The organism is Spirillospora sp. NPDC047418, from assembly GCF_040643275.1.
Lineage (GTDB): Bacteria > Actinomycetota > Actinomycetes > Streptosporangiales > Streptosporangiaceae > Spirillospora.
This window is the reverse complement of sequence record NZ_JBEYTW010000011.1, coordinates 18,166-34,863: the sequence shown is the minus strand read 5'-3', so window position 1 is coordinate 34,863 and position 16,698 is coordinate 18,166. Positions and strand designations below refer to the sequence as shown.

Annotated in this window: 16 protein-coding genes; 7 read left to right on the top strand and 9 right to left on the bottom strand. The window is 72.0% G+C overall.

Annotation, left to right across the window (positions count from 1 at the left end; all coding sequences use genetic code 11):
- Window positions 1-20 precede the first annotated feature (20 nt).
- The 3 genes from ABZ806_RS09355 to ABZ806_RS09345 all read left to right on the top strand — a co-directional run bounded on the left by ABZ806_RS09355 (window position 21) and on the right by ABZ806_RS09345 (window position 2,586).
- On the top strand, window positions 21-452 hold the full coding sequence (locus tag ABZ806_RS09355; RefSeq protein ID WP_500216389.1) for an acyl-CoA thioesterase: 432 nt from the start codon (window positions 21-23) through the stop codon (window positions 450-452).
- A complete protein-coding gene (locus ABZ806_RS09350; protein WP_500216388.1) occupies window positions 449-1,042 on the top strand; it encodes a GNAT family N-acetyltransferase in 594 nt (197 codons plus the stop codon). Before ABZ806_RS09355 ends, ABZ806_RS09350 begins: the two co-directional genes overlap by 4 nt.
- 134 nt (window positions 1,043-1,176) lie before the next feature.
- Complete coding sequence (locus tag ABZ806_RS09345) at window positions 1,177-2,586, top strand: S28 family serine protease (protein WP_500216387.1); 1,410 nt, start codon at window positions 1,177-1,179, stop codon at window positions 2,584-2,586.
- A gap of 90 nt (window positions 2,587-2,676) precedes the next feature.
- Here ABZ806_RS09345 and ABZ806_RS09340 read toward each other — a convergent pair whose 3' ends face one another.
- From ABZ806_RS09340 to ABZ806_RS09325, 4 genes are all read right to left on the bottom strand, one after another.
- A complete protein-coding gene (locus ABZ806_RS09340; protein ID WP_500216386.1) occupies window positions 2,677-4,254 on the bottom strand; it encodes a glycoside hydrolase family 13 protein in 1,578 nt (525 codons plus the stop codon).
- Between the two features lie 32 nt (window positions 4,255-4,286).
- Window positions 4,287-4,673, bottom strand: coding sequence for a globin (locus ABZ806_RS09335; protein ID WP_500216385.1), 387 nt, complete (start codon window positions 4,671-4,673; stop codon window positions 4,287-4,289).
- A gap of 49 nt (window positions 4,674-4,722) precedes the next feature.
- Window positions 4,723-5,778: a mechanosensitive ion channel family protein gene (locus ABZ806_RS09330; protein WP_500216384.1), complete on the bottom strand. Its 1,056-nt coding sequence runs from the start codon at window positions 5,776-5,778 to the stop codon at window positions 4,723-4,725.
- Window positions 5,779-6,091: 313 nt separating this feature from the next.
- On the bottom strand, window positions 6,092-6,391 hold the full coding sequence (locus ABZ806_RS09325; RefSeq protein WP_500216383.1) for a hypothetical protein: 300 nt from the start codon (window positions 6,389-6,391) through the stop codon (window positions 6,092-6,094).
- A gap of 387 nt (window positions 6,392-6,778) precedes the next feature.
- On the opposite strand from ABZ806_RS09325, the gene ABZ806_RS09320 reads away from it, so the two are divergent.
- Together ABZ806_RS09320 and ABZ806_RS09315 are read left to right on the top strand one after the other, a co-directional pair.
- Complete coding sequence (locus ABZ806_RS09320) at window positions 6,779-8,416, top strand: NsdA family TPR-like regulatory protein (RefSeq protein WP_500216382.1); 1,638 nt, start codon at window positions 6,779-6,781, stop codon at window positions 8,414-8,416.
- A 6-nt stretch (window positions 8,417-8,422) separates the two neighbouring features.
- Window positions 8,423-9,013: a GNAT family N-acetyltransferase gene (locus ABZ806_RS09315; protein WP_500216381.1), complete on the top strand. Its 591-nt coding sequence runs from the start codon at window positions 8,423-8,425 to the stop codon at window positions 9,011-9,013.
- A 155-nt stretch (window positions 9,014-9,168) separates the two neighbouring features.
- Here the strand turns inward: ABZ806_RS09315 and ABZ806_RS09310 are convergent, their stop codons facing one another.
- Together ABZ806_RS09310 and ABZ806_RS09305 are read right to left on the bottom strand one after the other, a co-directional pair.
- The gene (locus ABZ806_RS09310; RefSeq protein ID WP_500216380.1) at window positions 9,169-9,936 is read right to left on the bottom strand and encodes a class I SAM-dependent methyltransferase; all 768 of its coding nucleotides are present in this window, start codon (window positions 9,934-9,936) and stop codon (window positions 9,169-9,171) included.
- On the bottom strand, window positions 9,933-12,044 hold the full coding sequence (locus ABZ806_RS09305; protein ID WP_500216379.1) for a prolyl oligopeptidase family serine peptidase: 2,112 nt from the start codon (window positions 12,042-12,044) through the stop codon (window positions 9,933-9,935). Before ABZ806_RS09305 ends, ABZ806_RS09310 begins: the two co-directional genes overlap by 4 nt.
- Window positions 12,045-12,319: 275 nt before the next feature.
- Here ABZ806_RS09305 and ABZ806_RS09300 point away from each other — a divergent pair, with 275 nt between their 5' ends.
- Window positions 12,320-12,820 (top strand): HNH endonuclease, encoded by a 501-nt coding sequence (locus ABZ806_RS09300; protein WP_500216378.1) that lies wholly within the window; start codon window positions 12,320-12,322, stop codon window positions 12,818-12,820.
- Between the two features lie 81 nt (window positions 12,821-12,901).
- Window positions 12,902-13,114, top strand: a complete 213-nt coding sequence (locus ABZ806_RS09295; RefSeq protein ID WP_500216377.1) for an FmdB family zinc ribbon protein — start codon at window positions 12,902-12,904, stop codon at window positions 13,112-13,114.
- Here the strand turns inward: ABZ806_RS09295 and ABZ806_RS09290 are convergent.
- The 3 genes from ABZ806_RS09290 to ABZ806_RS09280 form a co-directional block, all read right to left on the bottom strand.
- Window positions 13,111-13,458: a DUF1330 domain-containing protein gene (locus tag ABZ806_RS09290; RefSeq protein ID WP_500216376.1), complete on the bottom strand. Its 348-nt coding sequence runs from the start codon at window positions 13,456-13,458 to the stop codon at window positions 13,111-13,113. The two genes, ABZ806_RS09295 and ABZ806_RS09290, sit on opposite strands and share 4 nt — an antisense overlap.
- Window positions 13,459-13,562: 104 nt before the next feature.
- Entirely contained in the window at window positions 13,563-15,425 is a 1,863-nt protein-coding gene (ilvD, locus tag ABZ806_RS09285; RefSeq protein WP_500216375.1) for a dihydroxy-acid dehydratase, read from the bottom strand.
- Window positions 15,426-15,751: 326 nt separating this feature from the next.
- Window positions 15,752-16,615: a nuclease-related domain-containing protein gene (locus ABZ806_RS09280; RefSeq protein ID WP_500216374.1), complete on the bottom strand. Its 864-nt coding sequence runs from the start codon at window positions 16,613-16,615 to the stop codon at window positions 15,752-15,754.
- Between the last annotated feature and the right edge of the window lie 83 nt (window positions 16,616-16,698).

Below are 16,698 nucleotides of genomic sequence, written 5' to 3'. Positions count from 1 at the left end.
CCTATCTCCCAGGCGAGGACATGCAGCGGACGCCTCCGGCCGAGTACCGGCACGTCTACGAGTTCAGCATCCGGTTCGGCGACATCGACTCCCAGGGCCACGTGAACAACGTCAAGTTCCTCGGCTACCTGGAGGACGCGCGGCTGGAGATGTTCCACGGCGACCCGGTGCGCAAGGGCGAGCAGCCCGTCCGCGGCATGGTGATCTCGCGGCACGAGATCGACTACCGGCTGCCGCTGCTGCCGACCGTGTACCCGATCCGGGTGGAGACGTGGGTGACCGAGGCCCGCGCCGCCTCGGTCAAGCTCGCCTACGAGGTGCGGGACGACGAGCACGTGTACGCGCAGGCGACCTCGACGCTCGTCGCCTTCGACGTGGAGTCGAACCGGCTGCGCCGCTGGACGCCGGAGGAGCGCGAGTTCATCGGACGCTACGTGGTGCCCCGCGCATGACCACGCTGGCCGGGCCGCCGCCCGTGCTGGACGGGCCGCGGCCCGGTGTGCGGCTCCGCGTCGTCCAGGTGGCGGACGCGGAGGCCCTCGCCGCGCTGGTCCGGGAGAACCGCGAGTACCTGCGCCCCTGGGAACCGGAGCGGGACGAGCCGTACTTCACGGTGGACGGCCAGCGCGACAACCTGCACGACCTCGTCGAGGCGTACGCGACCGGCGAGATGTGGCCGGGCGCCGTCCTGGTCGACGGTGAGATCGCCGGGCGGATCACGCTCAACAACGTCCTGCGCGGCCCCCTGCAGAGCTGCTTCGTCGGCTACTGGGTGGCGCGCGCGCACGCCGGCCGCGGTGTCGCCACGGAGGCGCTCGGGCAGGCGCTGGACGTGGCGTTCGGCGGCATGCGCCTGCACCGCGTCGAGGCGTTCACGCGGCTCGACAACCACGCCTCCCAGCGCGTCCTGCTGAACAACGGCTTCAGGGCCGTCGGGACGGCCCGCCGCCACATTCACCTGGACGGACGCTGGCACGACGAGCGCCTTTTCGAATGCCTCGCCCCGTGGGACGACGGAGTGGCGCCGACCCCGCCGGCGTGACAACCGAGCTGTCACGGATAGGTAACAAGCGTTACAGCAATCCGTTTTCCGCCCTCTTCTCCCTCTAGTGTCGCGACGCGAATGTGGAGAACCCACGTGAAAGGGGCACAATGCGGCGCGTCTCACGAGGAGCGATGGCACTGCTGCTCGCCGCCGGAATGACCGGGGCGGGCGCAACGGCCGCCCAGGCGGCGATCACCACGCAGGCCGGTGCGGCACAGGCCGGTGCGGCCCAGGCGGGCGACATTCTCGCCCAGCTCAAGGCCATTCCCGGAATGCAGGTGACGGAGAAGACCTCGACGATTCCCGGCTACCGCTGGTTCTGGCTGGAGTACCGGCAGCCGGTCGACCACCGCAAGCCCTGGGGGCAGTGGTTCGAGCAGCGCATCATGCTGCAGCACAAGGCGTCGGACAAGCCCATGGTGCTCTACACCAGCGGCTACGACACGCCCGAGGTGATGTTCACCTCCGAGCCGACGGCCCTGGTCGGCGGCAACCAGATCTCGGTGGAGTACCGCTACTTCACCCCGTCCCGTCCCGAGCCGACCGACTGGTCCAAGGACAACATCTGGCAGGCCGCCACCGACGAGCACCGGCTCATCCGCGCGCTCAAGACCATCTACAAGGGCAAGTGGATCTCGACCGGCGCGAGCAAGGGCGGCATGACGGCCGTCTACCACAAGCGCTTCTACCCGAACGACGTCGACGGCAGCGTCGTGTACGTCGCGCCCAACGACGTCAACAACAACGACGACCGCGCCTACGACAAGTTCTTCACGACCGTCGGCGACGACCCCGAATGCCGCGCCCACGTCAAGGGGCTCGCCCGCGAGTTCCTGAAGCGCCGCCCCGCGATGCTCAAGCGCTTCAAGGCCGCCGCCGACGAGCAGGGCCTGACCTTCACCATCCTGCGCACGCAGGACCGCGCGTTCGAGAACTCCGTGATGGACTACGAGTGGGCGTTCTGGCAGTACAGCCTGCAGTCCGACTGCGCGTCGCTCCCGTCGGTCGACGCATCCGACGACGAGATCTACCAGACGCTCGACACCATCTCCGGGCTGTCTTTCTACAGCGACCAGGGGCTCGCGCCGTACATCCCGTACTACTACCAGGCGGGCACGCAGCTCGGCTGGCCGGCGCCGAAGTTCAAGAACCTGCGGCCGCTGCTGCGCTACGAGAGCAGCTACCAGCCGCGCACCTACGTCCCGCGTGACATCGCGATGCGGTTCGACCACGGCCGCGCCATGCGCGACATCGACCGCTGGGTGCGCCACAACTCGAACCACATGCTGTTCCTGTACGGCGCCAACGACCCGTGGGGCGCCGAGCCGTTCACCCTCGGCCGCGGTGCCCGCGACTCGGCCGTGTACGTGGCGCCCGGCATGAACCACAGCGCCCGCCTCATCGCCAGGCTGCCCGCCGACGAGCAGGCCAAGGCGATCGCGGACGTCCAGCGCTGGGCGGGCGCCGAGACCGGCGTCCAGACCTTCGGGCCGGCCCCGCGCGCCGACGACCCGCTCCAGCTCCAGCGCCCGCCGCTGTAGCAGGACGTCCCCCCGGCGAAGGCTCGCGGTGCGCCGGCTGTGCGCTGACCCCTGGCACAGCCCGGCGCACCGCCGTCTCCGGCGGCGCGGCTACTCGGGGGAGGCGAGCCAGGCGGCCGTGTTGCCGGGGAGCAGGTCGCCGTAGAGCGGGGCGCTGGTCAGCAGCGGGGCGCCCGGCGGGAGGCGCACCGGGTTCTCGCCGCAGTTCAGGGCGCAGGTGAGCGGGCCGCGCCGGAAGAACAGGGCCGTGCCGGGGGAGTCGAGCCACGCCACGTCCTGCGGCAGGCCGCCGTCCGTCAGGCGGCGGCGCTGCGCCAGCGCGTCGCGGTACCAGGCCAGCATGGACGACGGGTCGGACGCCTGCGCCTGCGCGGTCAGGGACGCCCAGTCCCGCGGCATCGGCAGCCACGGCCGGACGCCGGCGGCGGAGAACCCGTACGGTTCGGCATCGCCCGACCACGGCAGCGGGACGCGGCAGCCGTCCCGCCCGGCGAGTTCCCCGTTCGTGCGCGCGAAGATCGGGTCCTGGCGGGCCTCGTCCGGGAGGTCCGTCACCTCGGGCAGGCCGAGTTCCTCGCCCTGGTACAGGTACGCCGAGCCGGGGAGCGCCAACAGCAGCAGCAGTGCCGCCCTCGCTCTGGCACGTCCGGTCCCGGGGAAGCTCTCGGCCTGCTCGTAACGCGTCACGTGGCGGACGGAGTCGTGGCTGGACAGCACCCATGTCGGCGCGGCGCCGGTGGGCGCGACGGCCTTCAGCGCGGCGACGATCACGTCGTGGAACGCCGTCGCCGACCACGAGGCCAGTTGCAGGTCGAACTGGAAGACCTGGTGCAGTTCGTCAGGACGCAGATAGAGCGCGAGGTCTTCGGGGCCGTCCGTCCACACTTCGCCGATGGCCATGCGGTCGCCGTCGTACTCCTCCAGGATCCGCCGCCACCCGCGGTACACCTCGTGGACTTCCGGACGGCTGTAGATGGGGCCGGTCAGGACGCGGCGGTCGTCCGGCCCGAGGTCGCGGAACGACGCGTCCTTGAACAGGCCGGCGGCGACGTCGATGCGGAAGCCGTCCACGCCGCGGTCGAGCCAGAACCGCAGGATCTCCTCGAACTCCCGCCCGATCTCCGGGTCGCGCCAGTTGAAGTCCGGCTGCTCGCGCGCGTACAGGTGCAGGTACCACTCGCCGTCGTCCACGCGCGTCCACGCCGGGCCGCCGAACGCGGACGGCCAGTCGTTCGGCGGGTCCTCCTCGCCGGGACGTTCCCCCGGCCTCCCGGGACGGAAGATGTAGCGCGAACGCTCGGCCGAGCCCGGCGGCGAGGCCAGCGCCTCCCGGAACCAGCGGTGCCGGTCGGACGAATGGTTCGGGACGATGTCGACGATCAGCCGCAGCCCGTGCGCGTGGACGTCCGCGACGAGGGCGTCGAAGTCGTCCAGCGTGCCGAACCGGGGGTCGACGTCGCGGTAGTCGGCCACGTCATAGCCGCCGTCCGCCAGCGGGGACGGGTAGAAGGGGGTGAGCCACAGCGCGTCCACACCGAGGTCGCGCAGGTGGCCGAGCCGGGACCGGATCCCCTGGAGGTCGCCCTCACCGTTCCCGTCGGAGTCGGCGAAGCTGCGGACGTAGATTTCGTACACGACGGCGTTGCGCCACCACGGGATTCGCGTCATACACGCCGATCTACCCGATCAGTCCGCGGCGGTCACGCTCCCGGGGCGTTCACCATGCTCCGCGCCGCCATCGTGAAGTAGTCCCAGAGCTGCTTCTCCAGCGGCTCGGGCAGGTCGAGCTCCTCCACCGCGTCCCGCATGTGCTTCAGCCACCGGTCGTGCTGCGCCTCGTCGATGACGAACGGCACGTGCCGCATCCGCAGCCGCGGGTGCCCGCGCCGCTGGCTGTAGGTGTTCGGGCCGCCCCAGTACTGGATCAGGAACAGCCGCAGCCGCTCCTCGGCGGGACCGAGGTCCTCCTCGGGGTACATGGGGCGCAGATCGGGATCTTCCGCGACGCCCTGGTAGAAGCGGTGCACCAGCCGATGGAAGGTCTCCGCACCGCCGACCGCCTCGTAGAAAGTCACCTGTTCAGCCATAGCGCTCCCCACCATATGTGAGATGCGTCCCGATCCTCACCTTGATCGCTCACGGCGCCGCGGTGGCCACCGTGACGCCCGCCTCATCGAACGAGCGCTTGACGCGTTCGCGCAGCTCGCGGGCGATGTCGCCCTGCTTGCCCGGCGCGGTCTTCAGCACCACCCGGATCACGATGGCGTCGCCGGCGAGGGCCTGCACGCCCCACACCGACGGCTGCTCCAGGACGAGGTCCTTCCAGGCCGCCTCGCCGGCCATCCCGTCGGCGGTGGTCTGCAGGATCTCCTTGACCTTCTCGGTGTCCTCGTGGATGTCCACGGGGATGTCGAGGACGGCCCGGCCCCAGTTCTGCGACTCGTTCCCGACCTTCTTGATCTCGCCGTTCGGGACGTACCAGACGACGCCGTCGACGTCCCGCATCCGGGTGACCCGCAGCGTGACGGCCTCGACCGTGCCCTTCGCGCTGCCCACGTCGATGTAGTCGCCGACGCCGTACTGGTCCTCCAGCAGCATGAACAGCCCGGCGAGCAGGTCCTTGACGATGTTCTGCGCGCCGAACCCGACCGCGACGCCGATGACGCTCGCGCTGGCCAGGATGGGCGCGAGGTTGAGGCCGAGCGAGCCGAGGATGCTGAACAGCGCCGTCCCCATGATCAGGACGGACGCGATCGAGCGCAGCACCGAGCCGAGCGTCTGCGCCCGCTGGGCCCGCCGCCGGTTCAGCAGCACGGGGCTGCCCTCGAAGACCGCCCGGGACCGCTCGCGGGACCGCTCCGACATCGTGCCCTCGGCCATCCGCAGCGTGATCTTGGTGATCATGCGGTGCGCGATGTTCTTCACGACCAGCGCGATCACGAAGGTGAGGATGATCAGCAGCAGGGTGGTGAGGGGCCGGTCGAGCCAGGTCGCGAAGAACTTGGTGAAGCCGGTGTCGTGCGAGACGTTCCAGACCAGCCGGCACGCCGTGGTCGGCTTCGGGTCGCCGCAGGCCGACTCCGGGGAGCCCTTGTCGGCCCAGGGCAGCACGGACGGCCCGGCGAGCGCCGGAGCGGACCCCGTGAGAGACGTGGTGAGCGACGCGGCGAGCGCGGACCCAGCGAGCGACATGGTGCAGACCCTCCCCGGCCATTGTGGTGCCTCGCCACCTCGACCGTGGACCCCCGGCGCCGTACGAGCCCGATCGTAGGGGACGAAAACGACCGATTCGTACGGTGCCGGGGCGTGCGGTGCCGGGTGCGGCGGCGCGGCGCGGCCGGGGAGGGGCTGTCCGGCGAGCGTGTCCCGCGGGCCGGCGGCTGCCGCGCCTTTCCCGCCGCGGTCCGCGGGACACGCCCGGTCTGGGGGGGCCGGGTGCCGATCATGGGGAGCCGGTCGTCGAGGGAGCCGGTCGTGGGGGGCCGGGCCTCGGACGGGCGCAGGCTCAGCGGCGGCCGCCCGCCCCGCGGTGGAGCGGCTGGAGCACGCGCGCCAGCTTCATGGCGGCGCCCCCCACGTCGTCCACGTGGTGCATGCGCTCTCCCCACGACCACCAGAAGTAGTGGTCCTTCGTCTCGGGAGCCGGCGCGCAGGTGACGTCCTCCGCCAGACTCGCGGCCTCCGGGTTCACGACCCGCAGGAAGGCGGGCCCCGAACGGGTCCGGACGACGCGGGCGACGAGCCCCCGCGTGTCGAGTTCGTGCTCCAGCTCTTCCAGGTAGCCGACGCGTCTGTCGCTGACCACCGTGACACCCCCTCCATGGGCGAGGACCGGGCGCTGACCGGACCGGCCGGATGATCGACTCTGTGAATCCGTCCGGTCACTCGGGGCGAGAATTGCAACTCTCACACTGGCGGGTCAAGAGACCGGCCGTCCGCCGAAGTACCGGATTACCCCACTTCAGAGGAAGGCTCTCCTCCCGCGGAGGAAGAATCTCTACCCACGGAGGATGGGATGCCTCCGACCCCCGCCCTCTTCTGCGAAACCGCTTGGCGGCCCCCGTGGCGGGGGTTACGCTGCGTGCGCGAGAGATTATCTGTCGTGGCCATCTAGCGACCGGTCGCCGTGGCAGGGACGATCGCCCTCCCCAGGGGAACGGCGTCCCGGCACGACGTGAGGAGGCCGGAGTCGATGTCGGATCCCCCCCGGAAAGAGACCGAAGTGGCTCGCCGGATCCGCGCGCACGCTCTGGCCCGGGGGCAGGGCCCGGTCCAGATCGCGCAGGAGATCCACGAGCAGTGCGGGCCGCTGTTCGGCACCAGCCGGGTCAAGGCGCACCGCCTCGCCCACGGCGTGGCACTGTCCGACATCGTGGCGCAGGTCAAGGCGCTCTACGAGGTGGACGGCAAGCCGGCGCCCCGGCTCGGGGAGACGCTGCTGTCGGCCTACGAGAGCGGGTACAAGCGACCCGGTCCCGAGTACCTGCACTACATCTGCGCCGTCTACCGGGTCGAGCCCGACGCGCTCGACTACCAGAGTCCCTGCATCTGCGGCCGCGGCCACGCGGCCCGCACGGGCGCCCCCGGCGTCCCCCCGCCGCGCGCCGCCGAGCGGCGCCCGGCGGCACCGGCCGCCGACGCGCTCGTCGGCGCCATCGTCCCGAGGGGCGAGGAACGCCCCTGGATCACCGTTAACGACTTACGGGGCCCCGACCGCGCCGAGGGCCCCCTGACCATTGATGTGGGAGAGGAGGACATCGTGCTTCGTAGGACCCTTCTGCAACTGCTGGCCGGAGCGGGCGTGGCGCTCGACGGCCAGTTCCTTGGGGCCGTCGACAACCTGCGCCGCAAGATGGACGACACCCTGGTCGGCGCGACCGTCTCGCCGACCATGCTGGACCAGTGGGAGGAGACGACCTACGGCTACGGCCGGCAGTACCAGGCGACCCCGTCCCTCCGGATGCTCTGCGACGTCCTGCTGGACTTCAGCGAGGTGCGCCGGATGTGCGACAAGCGGCAGCCGGTCGAACTCCAGGAGCGGCTGTGCCGGATCGCGGCGCAGCTGTCCGGGTTGTCCGGGCTGATCATGATCAACCTGGGCGACCACCGGCTGGCCCGCTCGTTCTTCCGGACCGCGCGCACCGCCGCCGACGAGACCGGCGACCGGCAGCTGCGCGCCTGGGTGACCGTCCGCGAGTCCCTGGTGCCGATGTACTACGGCGATCCGCGCGAGGCGCTGCACCTGGCCCGCAAGGCCCAGGACCTCGCCGGCCGGACGCCCGGCGTCGCCGCCGCGATGGCCCCGGCCGTGGAGGCCCGCGCGCTCGGCATGCTCGCGCTGCGCGGGCGCGGCGACGCCGCGCCGAGCGCCCGCCGGGCCCTCGTCCGCGGCCGCTCGGTGTTCGACCAGCTCTCCACGACCGACACCGGCGACCTGGTGTTCGGGTTCACCGACCGGCAGATGGCCTTCTACGAGGGCGACACCTTCACCAACCTCGGCGACCACCGGCACGGCGACGAGGTGCTCAGCCACGCCCTCACCCTCTATTCGCCCACCGACCGCGTCGACCTGACGCTGGTGCGCCTCGACCGCGCGATGTGCAAGCTCCACGCGGGCCATCCCGACGCCGCGCTCAACGCGGGCCGGGAGGCCATCCTCGACCTGCCGACCGCCCACCGGTCCGACATCCTCGTGCACCGGGCCCGCCAGATCGGCGCGGCCGTGTCGGCCAAGCACGGCGAGATCCCCGCGTTGAAGGACTTCTACGAGGCGCTCGCCGGCCCCTCGGTGCAGAGCCCGGCCTCCGTCCCCCCGGCCGAGCAGGTCTGACCTCGCATGGGCAGCACCTCCTCGCAAGGCCACCTCGTCCGGCGGCAGGACGAGCCCCCCGTATGGAGTTTCGGCGACCTCTGGATCCGCCGCTACCACGCCGCCGACCACGGCACCGTCCTGGCCCTGCACCGCGAGGGCCTGGCCCAGGTCGGCCTCCGCCCCGGCGACGGCGTCTACTACGACCACGACTTCTTCCGCATGGAGGACATCTACCTGCGCAACGACGGCGAGTTCCTCGTCGGCGAACTCGGCGGCCGCATCGTCGCGATGGGCGGCCTGCGGCGCGCCGACCTCATCCCCGGCGGGCACGCCCGCGCGTTCGGCGGCTACGCCCCAGGTTCCCCCACCCTGGACGCCGTGGAGATGGTCCGCCTGCGCGTGCTGCCCGCCGTCCAGCGCCGCGGCTACGGGGCCGCGGTCGTCCGTGCCCTGGAGGAGCGGGCCGCCGAGTACGGCTACCGCGTCCTGCGCGCCGACACCACCGAGCTCCAGGCCCCGGCGCTGGCGCTCTACCGCACGTTCGGCTGGCGGGAGACCCGGCGGGAGACCATCGGCGGCATCGTCAACATCTACCTAGAGAAACTCCTCCGCTGACGGAGGAGAAAAACCATGAACAGGGCACAACCCCCTCCTGGAGGCTTCCCAACCCCAGGAGGGGGTCGCTGTGTCGCACGGGTGTTCCGTGCGTGTTCTTGTGAAAGCGTAGCGCGATCCCCGAGTGCGTCCTAGGGCGGGGGTTCAGGAAACCTTCAGGTGCGGCGGCCTCCCACCACCTGCATCAGGGGGTAGCGGTGCCGCCGGATGCCGGTGAAGCCGCGCGCGGCGAGCGCGCGGGTGACCTCGCGGTCGCCGAAGAAGGTGAAGCCGGTGGCGCGGCGGAGCAACTCGCCGCCGATGCGGGCGCTGGGCAGCGGGGAGGGCCGGCGCGAGGTGAGGATGATGAGCCGCCCGCCGGGCTTGAGGACGCGGGTCATGCCGTCCACGGCCCCCCACGGGTCGTCGAACAGGTAGAGGGCGCCGAAGCAGCAGACGGCGTCGAACACGCCGTCGCGGAACGGGAGGTCGACGGCGTCGCCGCGGACATAGCCGACGTTCCCCCGCGGGTCGCGGACGGCCTGGGCGAGCATGGTCTCGGAGGCGTCCAGGCCGACGACGAGGCCGCCCGGCGCGACGCCCTCCGCGAGGGCGCGGGTGACGTTGCCGGGGCCGCAGGCGACGTCCAGCACCGTCGCGGGCCGGTCGGCGGCGAGGCCGAGCCAGTCGCGGGCCATCGCGTGCTCGGCGGCGGTGCCGGGGCCGAACGGCCAGCCCTTGGCGACGTTGAAGCCGATGGGGCGCCAGACCTTCTCGTAGATCCGCGGCAGGAACGCCGACTCCATCGCCGACTGGGCGAGGGACGGCTTCGCCGGCGGCCCGAGCAGGTCGAGGTAGCCCGCGGCCGGGGCGGGTGCCTCGGGCGGCTCGCGGAGCAGGTCGAGGACCCGGTCCGCGGTGGTCGGCGGCGTCACCGTGCTCATCCCGCTATTAGACCACGAGTCAATTCGTCCGAACCGGCCGGGAGGTCCAGCCCGGTCCGCGCGGCCAAGAACGTGAGCGTGTCGGTCATCAGATCGGCCGAGCGGCTCACCGAGCGGGCGGCGTGGCCGACCTCGGCCTCGTTGCGCAGCAGGATCGGGGCGTCGGACGCGGTCGCGTGCTGGAGGGCGGCGCACAGCTTGCGCGCGTGCAGCGGATCCACCCGGGTGTCGCTGCCGAACGTCGTGAACAGGACGGCCGGGTACGCGGTCCCGGCGTGGACGTTGTGGTACGGGGAGTAGCCGACGAGCCAGCCGAACTCCTCGGGGTCGTCGGCCGTCCCGTACTCGTCGTTCCAGGTCTGGCCGAGCCCGAACCGCTCGTAGCGCACCATGTCGAGGAGGGGCGCCGAGCAGACCACCGCCCGGTACAGGTCGGGGCGCTGGGTGAGGGCCGCGCCGACGAGCAGGCCGCCGTTGGAACCGCCCGAGATCGCCAGTTGCGCGGGCGTGGTCAGGCCGTCCGCGACCAGCTTCTCCGCGGCGGCGTGGAAGTCGTCGAACACGTTCTGCTTGCGGTCCCGCATGCCCGCGCGGTGCCACTCCTCGCCCTCCTCGGACCCGCCGCGCAGGTTCGCGATCGCGTAGACGCCGCCCGCCTCCACCCACGCCAGGATGCTCGCCGAGTAGGACGGCGTGAGCGAGATGTTGAAGCCGCCGTAGCCGTACAGGATCGCCGGCCGCGGGCCGGACAGGCCGGGGCGGGACGCGACCAGCATCCGCACCCGCGTCCCGTCGCGCGAGGTGTAGACGACCTGGCGCGTCTCGATCTCGGGCACGGCGACCGTGCCCGGCGCCGACGCCCACGGCGTGGTCTCGCCGGTGCGGGCGTCATAGCGCAGCACCGACGACGGCGTGACGTTGTCGGTGTAGCCGAACCACGCCTCGTGGCCGCCCTCGGGCCGCTCGATGATCCCGCCGATCGAGCCGAGGCCCGGCGTCGGCACGCTCCCGATCCGCTCACCCGTCTCCAGGTCGTGGACGGTGATCTCGCTGATCGCGTGCCGCGTCCACCCGGCCAGCAGGACGGGACGCTCCAGGCCGTCCAGGACGGCGAAGTCGGTGAGGACGGCCTCCGGGTCCTGCGGGACGAGGTCCCGCCACCGCTCGTAGGACGGGTCGGCCGGGTCGGCGACGCACAGCCGGGACCGCGGCGCGTCCCGGTCGGTGAAGATGTAGGCGCGGCCGTCCCGCCCGACGTGCAGGCCGGTGCCGGCGTCCACGCCCTCCTGGACGGCCCGCAGCACCGGCGCCTCCAGCGGCGACGCGGACAGGTCCGCGATCCACAGGTCGTTGCGCGGCGCCGTGCCCTGCGACGACGACACCGTCAGCCAGCGCCCGTCCCGGCTGACACCGACCCCGTAGTAGTTGGTCTTGTCCATCCCCGCACCGAAGATCAGCACGTCGTCGGTGTCGGGCTCGGTGCCGACCCGGTGCAGGTAGACGCGCCGGTGGTACTGCTCCTCGCCCGCCGGGACCTCCCGCGCGGGCAGCCGCCGCGCGTAGTAGTACGCCTCCCCGCCCGGCAGCCACGCCACCGACGAGTAGCGCGCCCGGTCGATCGGCCCCTCGATCCGCTCGCCGGTCGCGACGTTCATCACGTACAGCAGGGACTCCTCGTCCCCGCCGGTCGAGACCTTGTAGGCGAGGCGGCGCCCCTCCTTGTCGGGCTGCCAGCCGTCCAGCGTCGTCGTCCCGCCCTCGTCGAGGGCCATCGGGTCGACCAGGACCCGTTCGGAGCCGTCCGGGTCCACCGTGTAGAGGACGGGATGCTCCTGGTCGGCGGCGCGCCGGGTGAAGAACCGCCGCTCGCCCCGCCACACGGGGGAGCCGACGCTGCCCGCGCCGAGCAGTTCGCCGAGCCGCTCGCGCAGCCGGTCCCGCCCCGGCAGCGCGTCCACGACCTTGTGGAAGAGCCGGTCCTGCGCGGCGAGCCACTCCGCGGTGTCGCCGGCGTCGGCGTCCTCCAGCCACCGGTACGGGTCCGCGACCCGGTGACCGTGGATGTCCTCGACGATGTCCTGGCGGTGCGCGGGCGGATACGGCGTCATGTATGCACTGTATTGGCCGTTCCGGGCAACCCGTCCCGCACACTCCGACTCGCCGCGAACCGGCCCCCGCGTTCGATCCGGCCGCCGACGGGGGATTATTGGGGTAGCGAACGGGCTCCAACAGACGCCACACTGATGAAGGTCGGTTCGCCCCTTGGGGAGGTCCTCATGGCGAGTGCGCAGGAACCGGAGACAATAACCGGGCCTCGGTTCGAGGCGCGGTCGCCCGCGCCCGCCGAGGCAGACGCACAGCGGAAACCGGCGGAGGCCGTCTGATGCGGCAGGTCCTCCTCCTGAACGCGACGTACGAACCACTCACCACGCTCCCGCTGCGGCGGGCGGTCTGCCTCGTGCTCCGGGAGAAGGCCGAGATCGTCCACCACGACACCTCGGGCGCGGTGCTGCACTCCGCGACGATGACGGTGGAGGTGCCGTCCGTCATCCGGCTGCGCCGCTACGTCCGCATCCCGTTCCGTACCCGCGTCCCGCTGACCCGCGCCGCGCTGATGCGCCGCGACAGCTTCCGCTGCGTCTACTGCGGCCGCCGCGCCGAGACCATCGACCACGTCCACCCGCGCAGCCGCGGCGGCAAGCACGCCTGGGAGAACTGCGTCGCCTCCTGCATGACCTGCAACCACCGCAAGGCCGACCGCCTCCTGTCCGAACTCGGCTGGACGCTCACCATCACCCCCGCCGTCCCCCGCGGCGCCCACTGGCGCCTCATCGGCCTCGTCCACGACGGCGACCCCCAATGGGCCCCCTACGTGGCCGCATAACCCGGGGGCGACCCGCTCCGGGCGCTGGGGCGCCCTCCGCGTGCCTGCCCGTGACCGGTGGTTGGGGCTTATCCTGGTGGCGTGCCTCGTTATGACTATCGTTGCCGGGCTTGCGGGTCGACCTTTGAGGTCTCTCGTCCGATGATCAACGCTTCCGACCCGGCGCCGTGCCCGGAGGGGCATGGCGACACGGTGAAGCTGCTGTCCACGGTCGCCGTCACCGGCACGTCGCGGGGGGCCGCGCCGGCGCCGAAGCCCGTCGGCGGCTGCTGCGGCGGGGGCTGCTGCTCCTAGCCGTTCTGGGCCGCGCGCATCGCCCTGCCGGTGGCCGCCGCGTCGTAGTTCGGCGGGACGCCCTGCAGCAGGACGACCGTGCCCTCCATGTTGTCGGTGCGCATGGGGAGGATCTCCCGGTAGGCGTCCGACCGGTACCAGGCGCGGGCCTTGTCCATGTCGGGGAACTCGATGAGGACGTAGCCCCCCTCCACCGGGCCCTCGATCACCTCGGTGTCGGTCGCGTGGACGAGGAAGCGGCCGCCGAACGGGTCCATGGTGTCCTGGATGCGCTCGATGTAGACGAACACGTCGTCGTGGAGCGGCGGCTGGGGGCGCAGGTGGGCGAGTGCGTAGGCGGTCATCGCGAAATCCTTCGAGTGGTGGCTGCCGGGCTGTTCGCCTGGCAACCACCACTCTGCCCTGCACGGGGAATGGAGGCGATTACCTCGGGGGTAATGCCCGTCGCTCAGCCGTTGAGGCGCTCCACCTGGGAGACGTCGCGGGCCGCGCCGGTGGAGGCGGAGGTCGCCATCGCGGCGTAGGCGCGGAGGGCGGCGCTGACCGGGCGGTGGCGGTCGCGGGGGCGGTAGCCGCCGAGGTCGGCGAGCAGCTTCTCGCGGCGGATCTCCAGCTCGTCGGCCGGGACGTCCAGTTCGAGGACGCGGTTCGGGATGTCGATCACGACGCGGTCGCCGTCCTCGACGAGGGCGATGACGCCGCCGCCCGCCGCCTCCGGGGAGGCGTGCCCGATGGACAGGCCCGAGGTGCCGCCGGAGAACCGGCCGTCGGTGACCAGCGCGCACGCCTTGCCGAGCCCGCGTCCCTTGAGGAAGCTCGTCGGGTACAGCATCTCCTGCATGCCGGGGCCGCCCTTCGGGCCCTCGTAGCGGATCACGACGACGTCACCGGCCTTGATCCTGCCGCTGAGGATGCCCTCGACGGCGTCGTCCTGCGACTCGAAGACGACGGCGGGGCCGGTGAAGGTCCACAGCTCCTCCTCGACGCCGGCGGTCTTCACGATCGCGCCGTCGGGGGCGATGTTGCCGCGCAGGACGGCGAGGCCGCCGTCGGCGGTGTAGGCGTGCTCGACCGAGCGGATGCAGCCGTTCTCGCGGTCCAGGTCGAGCGACTCCCAGCGGGCGCTCTGCGAGAACGCCGAGGTGCTGCGGACGCCGCCGGGCGCCGCGTGGAACATCTCGACGGCCTCGGGCAGGACGCCGGGGGATCGGACGTCCCACTTGGCGACGAACTCGTCCATCGACGCGGAGTGGATCGAGTGCGCGGAGCTGTGCAGCAGCCCGCCCCGGTTCAGCTCGCCGAGCAGGGCGGGGATGCCGCCGGCGCGGTGGCAGTCCTCGACGTGGTACTTGCCGGTCGCGGGGGCCAGCTTGCAGACGCACGGGACGCGGCGGGACACCGCGTCGATCTCGGTCAGCCCGAAGTCGGCGCCGGCCTCGGTCGCGGCGGCGAGCAGGTGCAGGATCGTGTTGGTGGAGCCGCCCATGGCGACGTCCAGCACCATGGCGTTCTCGAACGCCTCGCGGGTGGCGATGTTCAGCGGCAGGACGGACTCGTCGTCGCCGTCGTAGTAGCGCTTGGCGACCTCGACGACGGTGCGGCCGGCGTCCTGGTAGAGGCGGCGGCGGGCGGTGTGGGTGGCGAGGACGGTGCCGTTGCCGGGCAGCGCCAGCCCGATCGCCTCGGTGAGGCAGTTCATCGAGTTGGCGGTGAACATGCCGGAGCAGGACCCGCAGGTCGGGCAGGCGCTCTCCTCCATCTCCAGGAGCTTGTCCTCGGCGATCGAGCCGTCCGCCGAGGCGATGATCGGGTCGATCAGGTCGAGCTTGTTGCCGTCCATGACGCCCTCGACCGGCTTGCCGGCCTCCATCGGGCCGCCGGAGACGAACACGGTCGGGATGTTCAGCCGCAGCGCGGCCAGCAGCATGCCCGGGGTGATCTTGTCGCAGTTGGAGACGCAGACGAGGGCGTCGGCGCAGTGCGCGTTGACCATGTACTCGATCGCGTCGGCGATGATCTCGCGGGACGGCAGCGAGTACAGCATGCCGTCGTGGCCCATCGCGATGCCGTCGTCGACGGCGATGGTGTTGAACTCGCGGGGCACGCCGCCGGCCTCGCGGACGGCGCCCGCGACGACCTTGCCGACCTCGTCCAGGTGGACGTGGCCGGGGACGAACTGGGTGAAGCTGTTGGCCACCGCGACGATCGGTTTGCCGAAGTCCTCGCGTTCGACGCCGCTGGCGCGCATGAGGGCGCGGGCGCCCGCCATGTTCCTGCCGTGCGTGACCGTGCGTGACCTGAGCGGTGGCATGGGGACCTCTCCAACCTGTGACGTGCCGAGCCGAACTTCCGGGAGCGTGCCCGCAGCGGCGGATCGCGGCGCTGCGGCCGGCTCAGCGGAGGTCGCGCGGGCCGGCCTGTGACGACTTCGATGCTACCAACCGGCGGGCGGGCATGAGAAAAGCCGGGACGCGGCCGTCCCGGCGGGCGTCGGCCCGGGTGGGAACGGTCGTCCCGGCGTGGATGGTGCCCGGCACGGCGGGATCCCGGCGGGGCTCGCCGTTGAGCCCGTGCGGGGCGGGCGGCCCGGGGAAGCAGGCCGCCCTCGGCCCTACCGGCCGGACGTGCCGGCCGGACTCAGTCGGGATACTTGGGCGGCAGGGCCTTCTCCGCCGCCTGGAAGATGCGCCGCACGTCGCCGTCGGTGAGGATCTTCGGGCGCCGCCGCAGGTAGGCGCGGGCCCGGTTGCCCGCGTAGACGTCGACGTCGCGCACCCGCATGACCTTCCACGGGATGGACGGCCCGTAGATCGCCACGGACGGCTGCACCGGCACCTCGAAGCCCACCCGCTCGGCGAGGATGCTGCTGGCCATCTGGGCCTCCCAGCGGGCCTCGTCCAGCCGGTCCTTCTTGTTGAAGGGCCCGTGGAAGAGCTTCATGTGGGACATGGTGCGCACGGGGAGGCGCTTGTCCCACTTCTCGGAGTCGATGGCGTAGACGCCGCTCGGCCCGATCACCAGGTGGTCGATCCGCCCGTCGCTGACGCCGTCGTCGTCGCGCGGCACGGCCCGCGCGTGCAGCACGAGGTAGCCGCTGCGCTGCAGGGCCTTCAGCTGCCGCTCGGTGCGCCGCTCGGCGGCCGACGACTTCTGCCAGGCGGCGACGGACGAGCTCTTGCGCGAGCTGCGGACCACGTCGCCGACGACCACCAGGACCGCGACGGCGATGCCGAGCCGCCAGCCCGAAAGGACCGCGGCGGCGGCGCCCACGAGGACGGCCGCGCCGGCCCGCCACGCCCAGCGGCGGATCTTGGGGTCGTCGAGCAGGACCGCGGCGGTGCGCTCGGCGGCGCGCTCCTCGGACTGCCCGTCGGGACTCTCCTTCACCGGAGCCTGGTGGTGGTGCTCACGCGTCTCCTCCGTACGTGCCTCCTCCGCCTCGGCTCCGGCCGGGGGCTGGCCCCTGGCTCCCTGCGTGTTGCCCCGCTCCATGATCGCCATGAGTGACGCTCCGTGTTCCTTTCCCCTCGGGGGCATGATCCTCCGAGCGCAGAGTAATCATCCGGCCGGTCGGCGACTAGTCA

Excerpts from the sequence above, each read along its gene's own strand:
- ABZ806_RS09355 (WP_500216389.1), top strand. The coding sequence starts at position 21 with ATGCAGCGGACGCCTCCGGCCGAGTACCGGCACGTCTACGAGTTCAGC.
- ABZ806_RS09350 (WP_500216388.1), top strand. The coding sequence starts at position 449 with ATGACCACGCTGGCCGGGCCGCCGCCCGTGCTGGACGGGCCGCGGCCC.
- ABZ806_RS09345 (WP_500216387.1), top strand. The coding sequence starts at position 1,177 with ATGGCACTGCTGCTCGCCGCCGGAATGACCGGGGCGGGCGCAACGGCC.
- ABZ806_RS09340 (WP_500216386.1), bottom strand. The coding sequence starts at position 4,254 with ATGACGCGAATCCCGTGGTGGCGCAACGCCGTCGTGTACGAAATCTAC.
- ABZ806_RS09335 (WP_500216385.1), bottom strand. The coding sequence starts at position 4,673 with ATGGCTGAACAGGTGACTTTCTACGAGGCGGTCGGCGGTGCGGAGACC.
- ABZ806_RS09330 (WP_500216384.1), bottom strand. The coding sequence starts at position 5,778 with ATGTCGCTCGCTGGGTCCGCGCTCGCCGCGTCGCTCACCACGTCTCTC.
- ABZ806_RS09320 (WP_500216382.1), top strand. The coding sequence starts at position 6,779 with ATGTCGGATCCCCCCCGGAAAGAGACCGAAGTGGCTCGCCGGATCCGC.
- ABZ806_RS09315 (WP_500216381.1), top strand. The coding sequence starts at position 8,423 with ATGGGCAGCACCTCCTCGCAAGGCCACCTCGTCCGGCGGCAGGACGAG.
- ABZ806_RS09310 (WP_500216380.1), bottom strand. The coding sequence starts at position 9,936 with ATGAGCACGGTGACGCCGCCGACCACCGCGGACCGGGTCCTCGACCTG.
- ABZ806_RS09305 (WP_500216379.1), bottom strand. The coding sequence starts at position 12,044 with ATGACGCCGTATCCGCCCGCGCACCGCCAGGACATCGTCGAGGACATC.
- ABZ806_RS09300 (WP_500216378.1), top strand. The coding sequence starts at position 12,320 with ATGCGGCAGGTCCTCCTCCTGAACGCGACGTACGAACCACTCACCACG.
- ABZ806_RS09290 (WP_500216376.1), bottom strand. The coding sequence starts at position 13,458 with ATGACCGCCTACGCACTCGCCCACCTGCGCCCCCAGCCGCCGCTCCAC.
- ilvD (WP_500216375.1), bottom strand. The coding sequence starts at position 15,425 with ATGCCACCGCTCAGGTCACGCACGGTCACGCACGGCAGGAACATGGCG.
- ABZ806_RS09280 (WP_500216374.1), bottom strand. The coding sequence starts at position 16,615 with ATGGCGATCATGGAGCGGGGCAACACGCAGGGAGCCAGGGGCCAGCCC.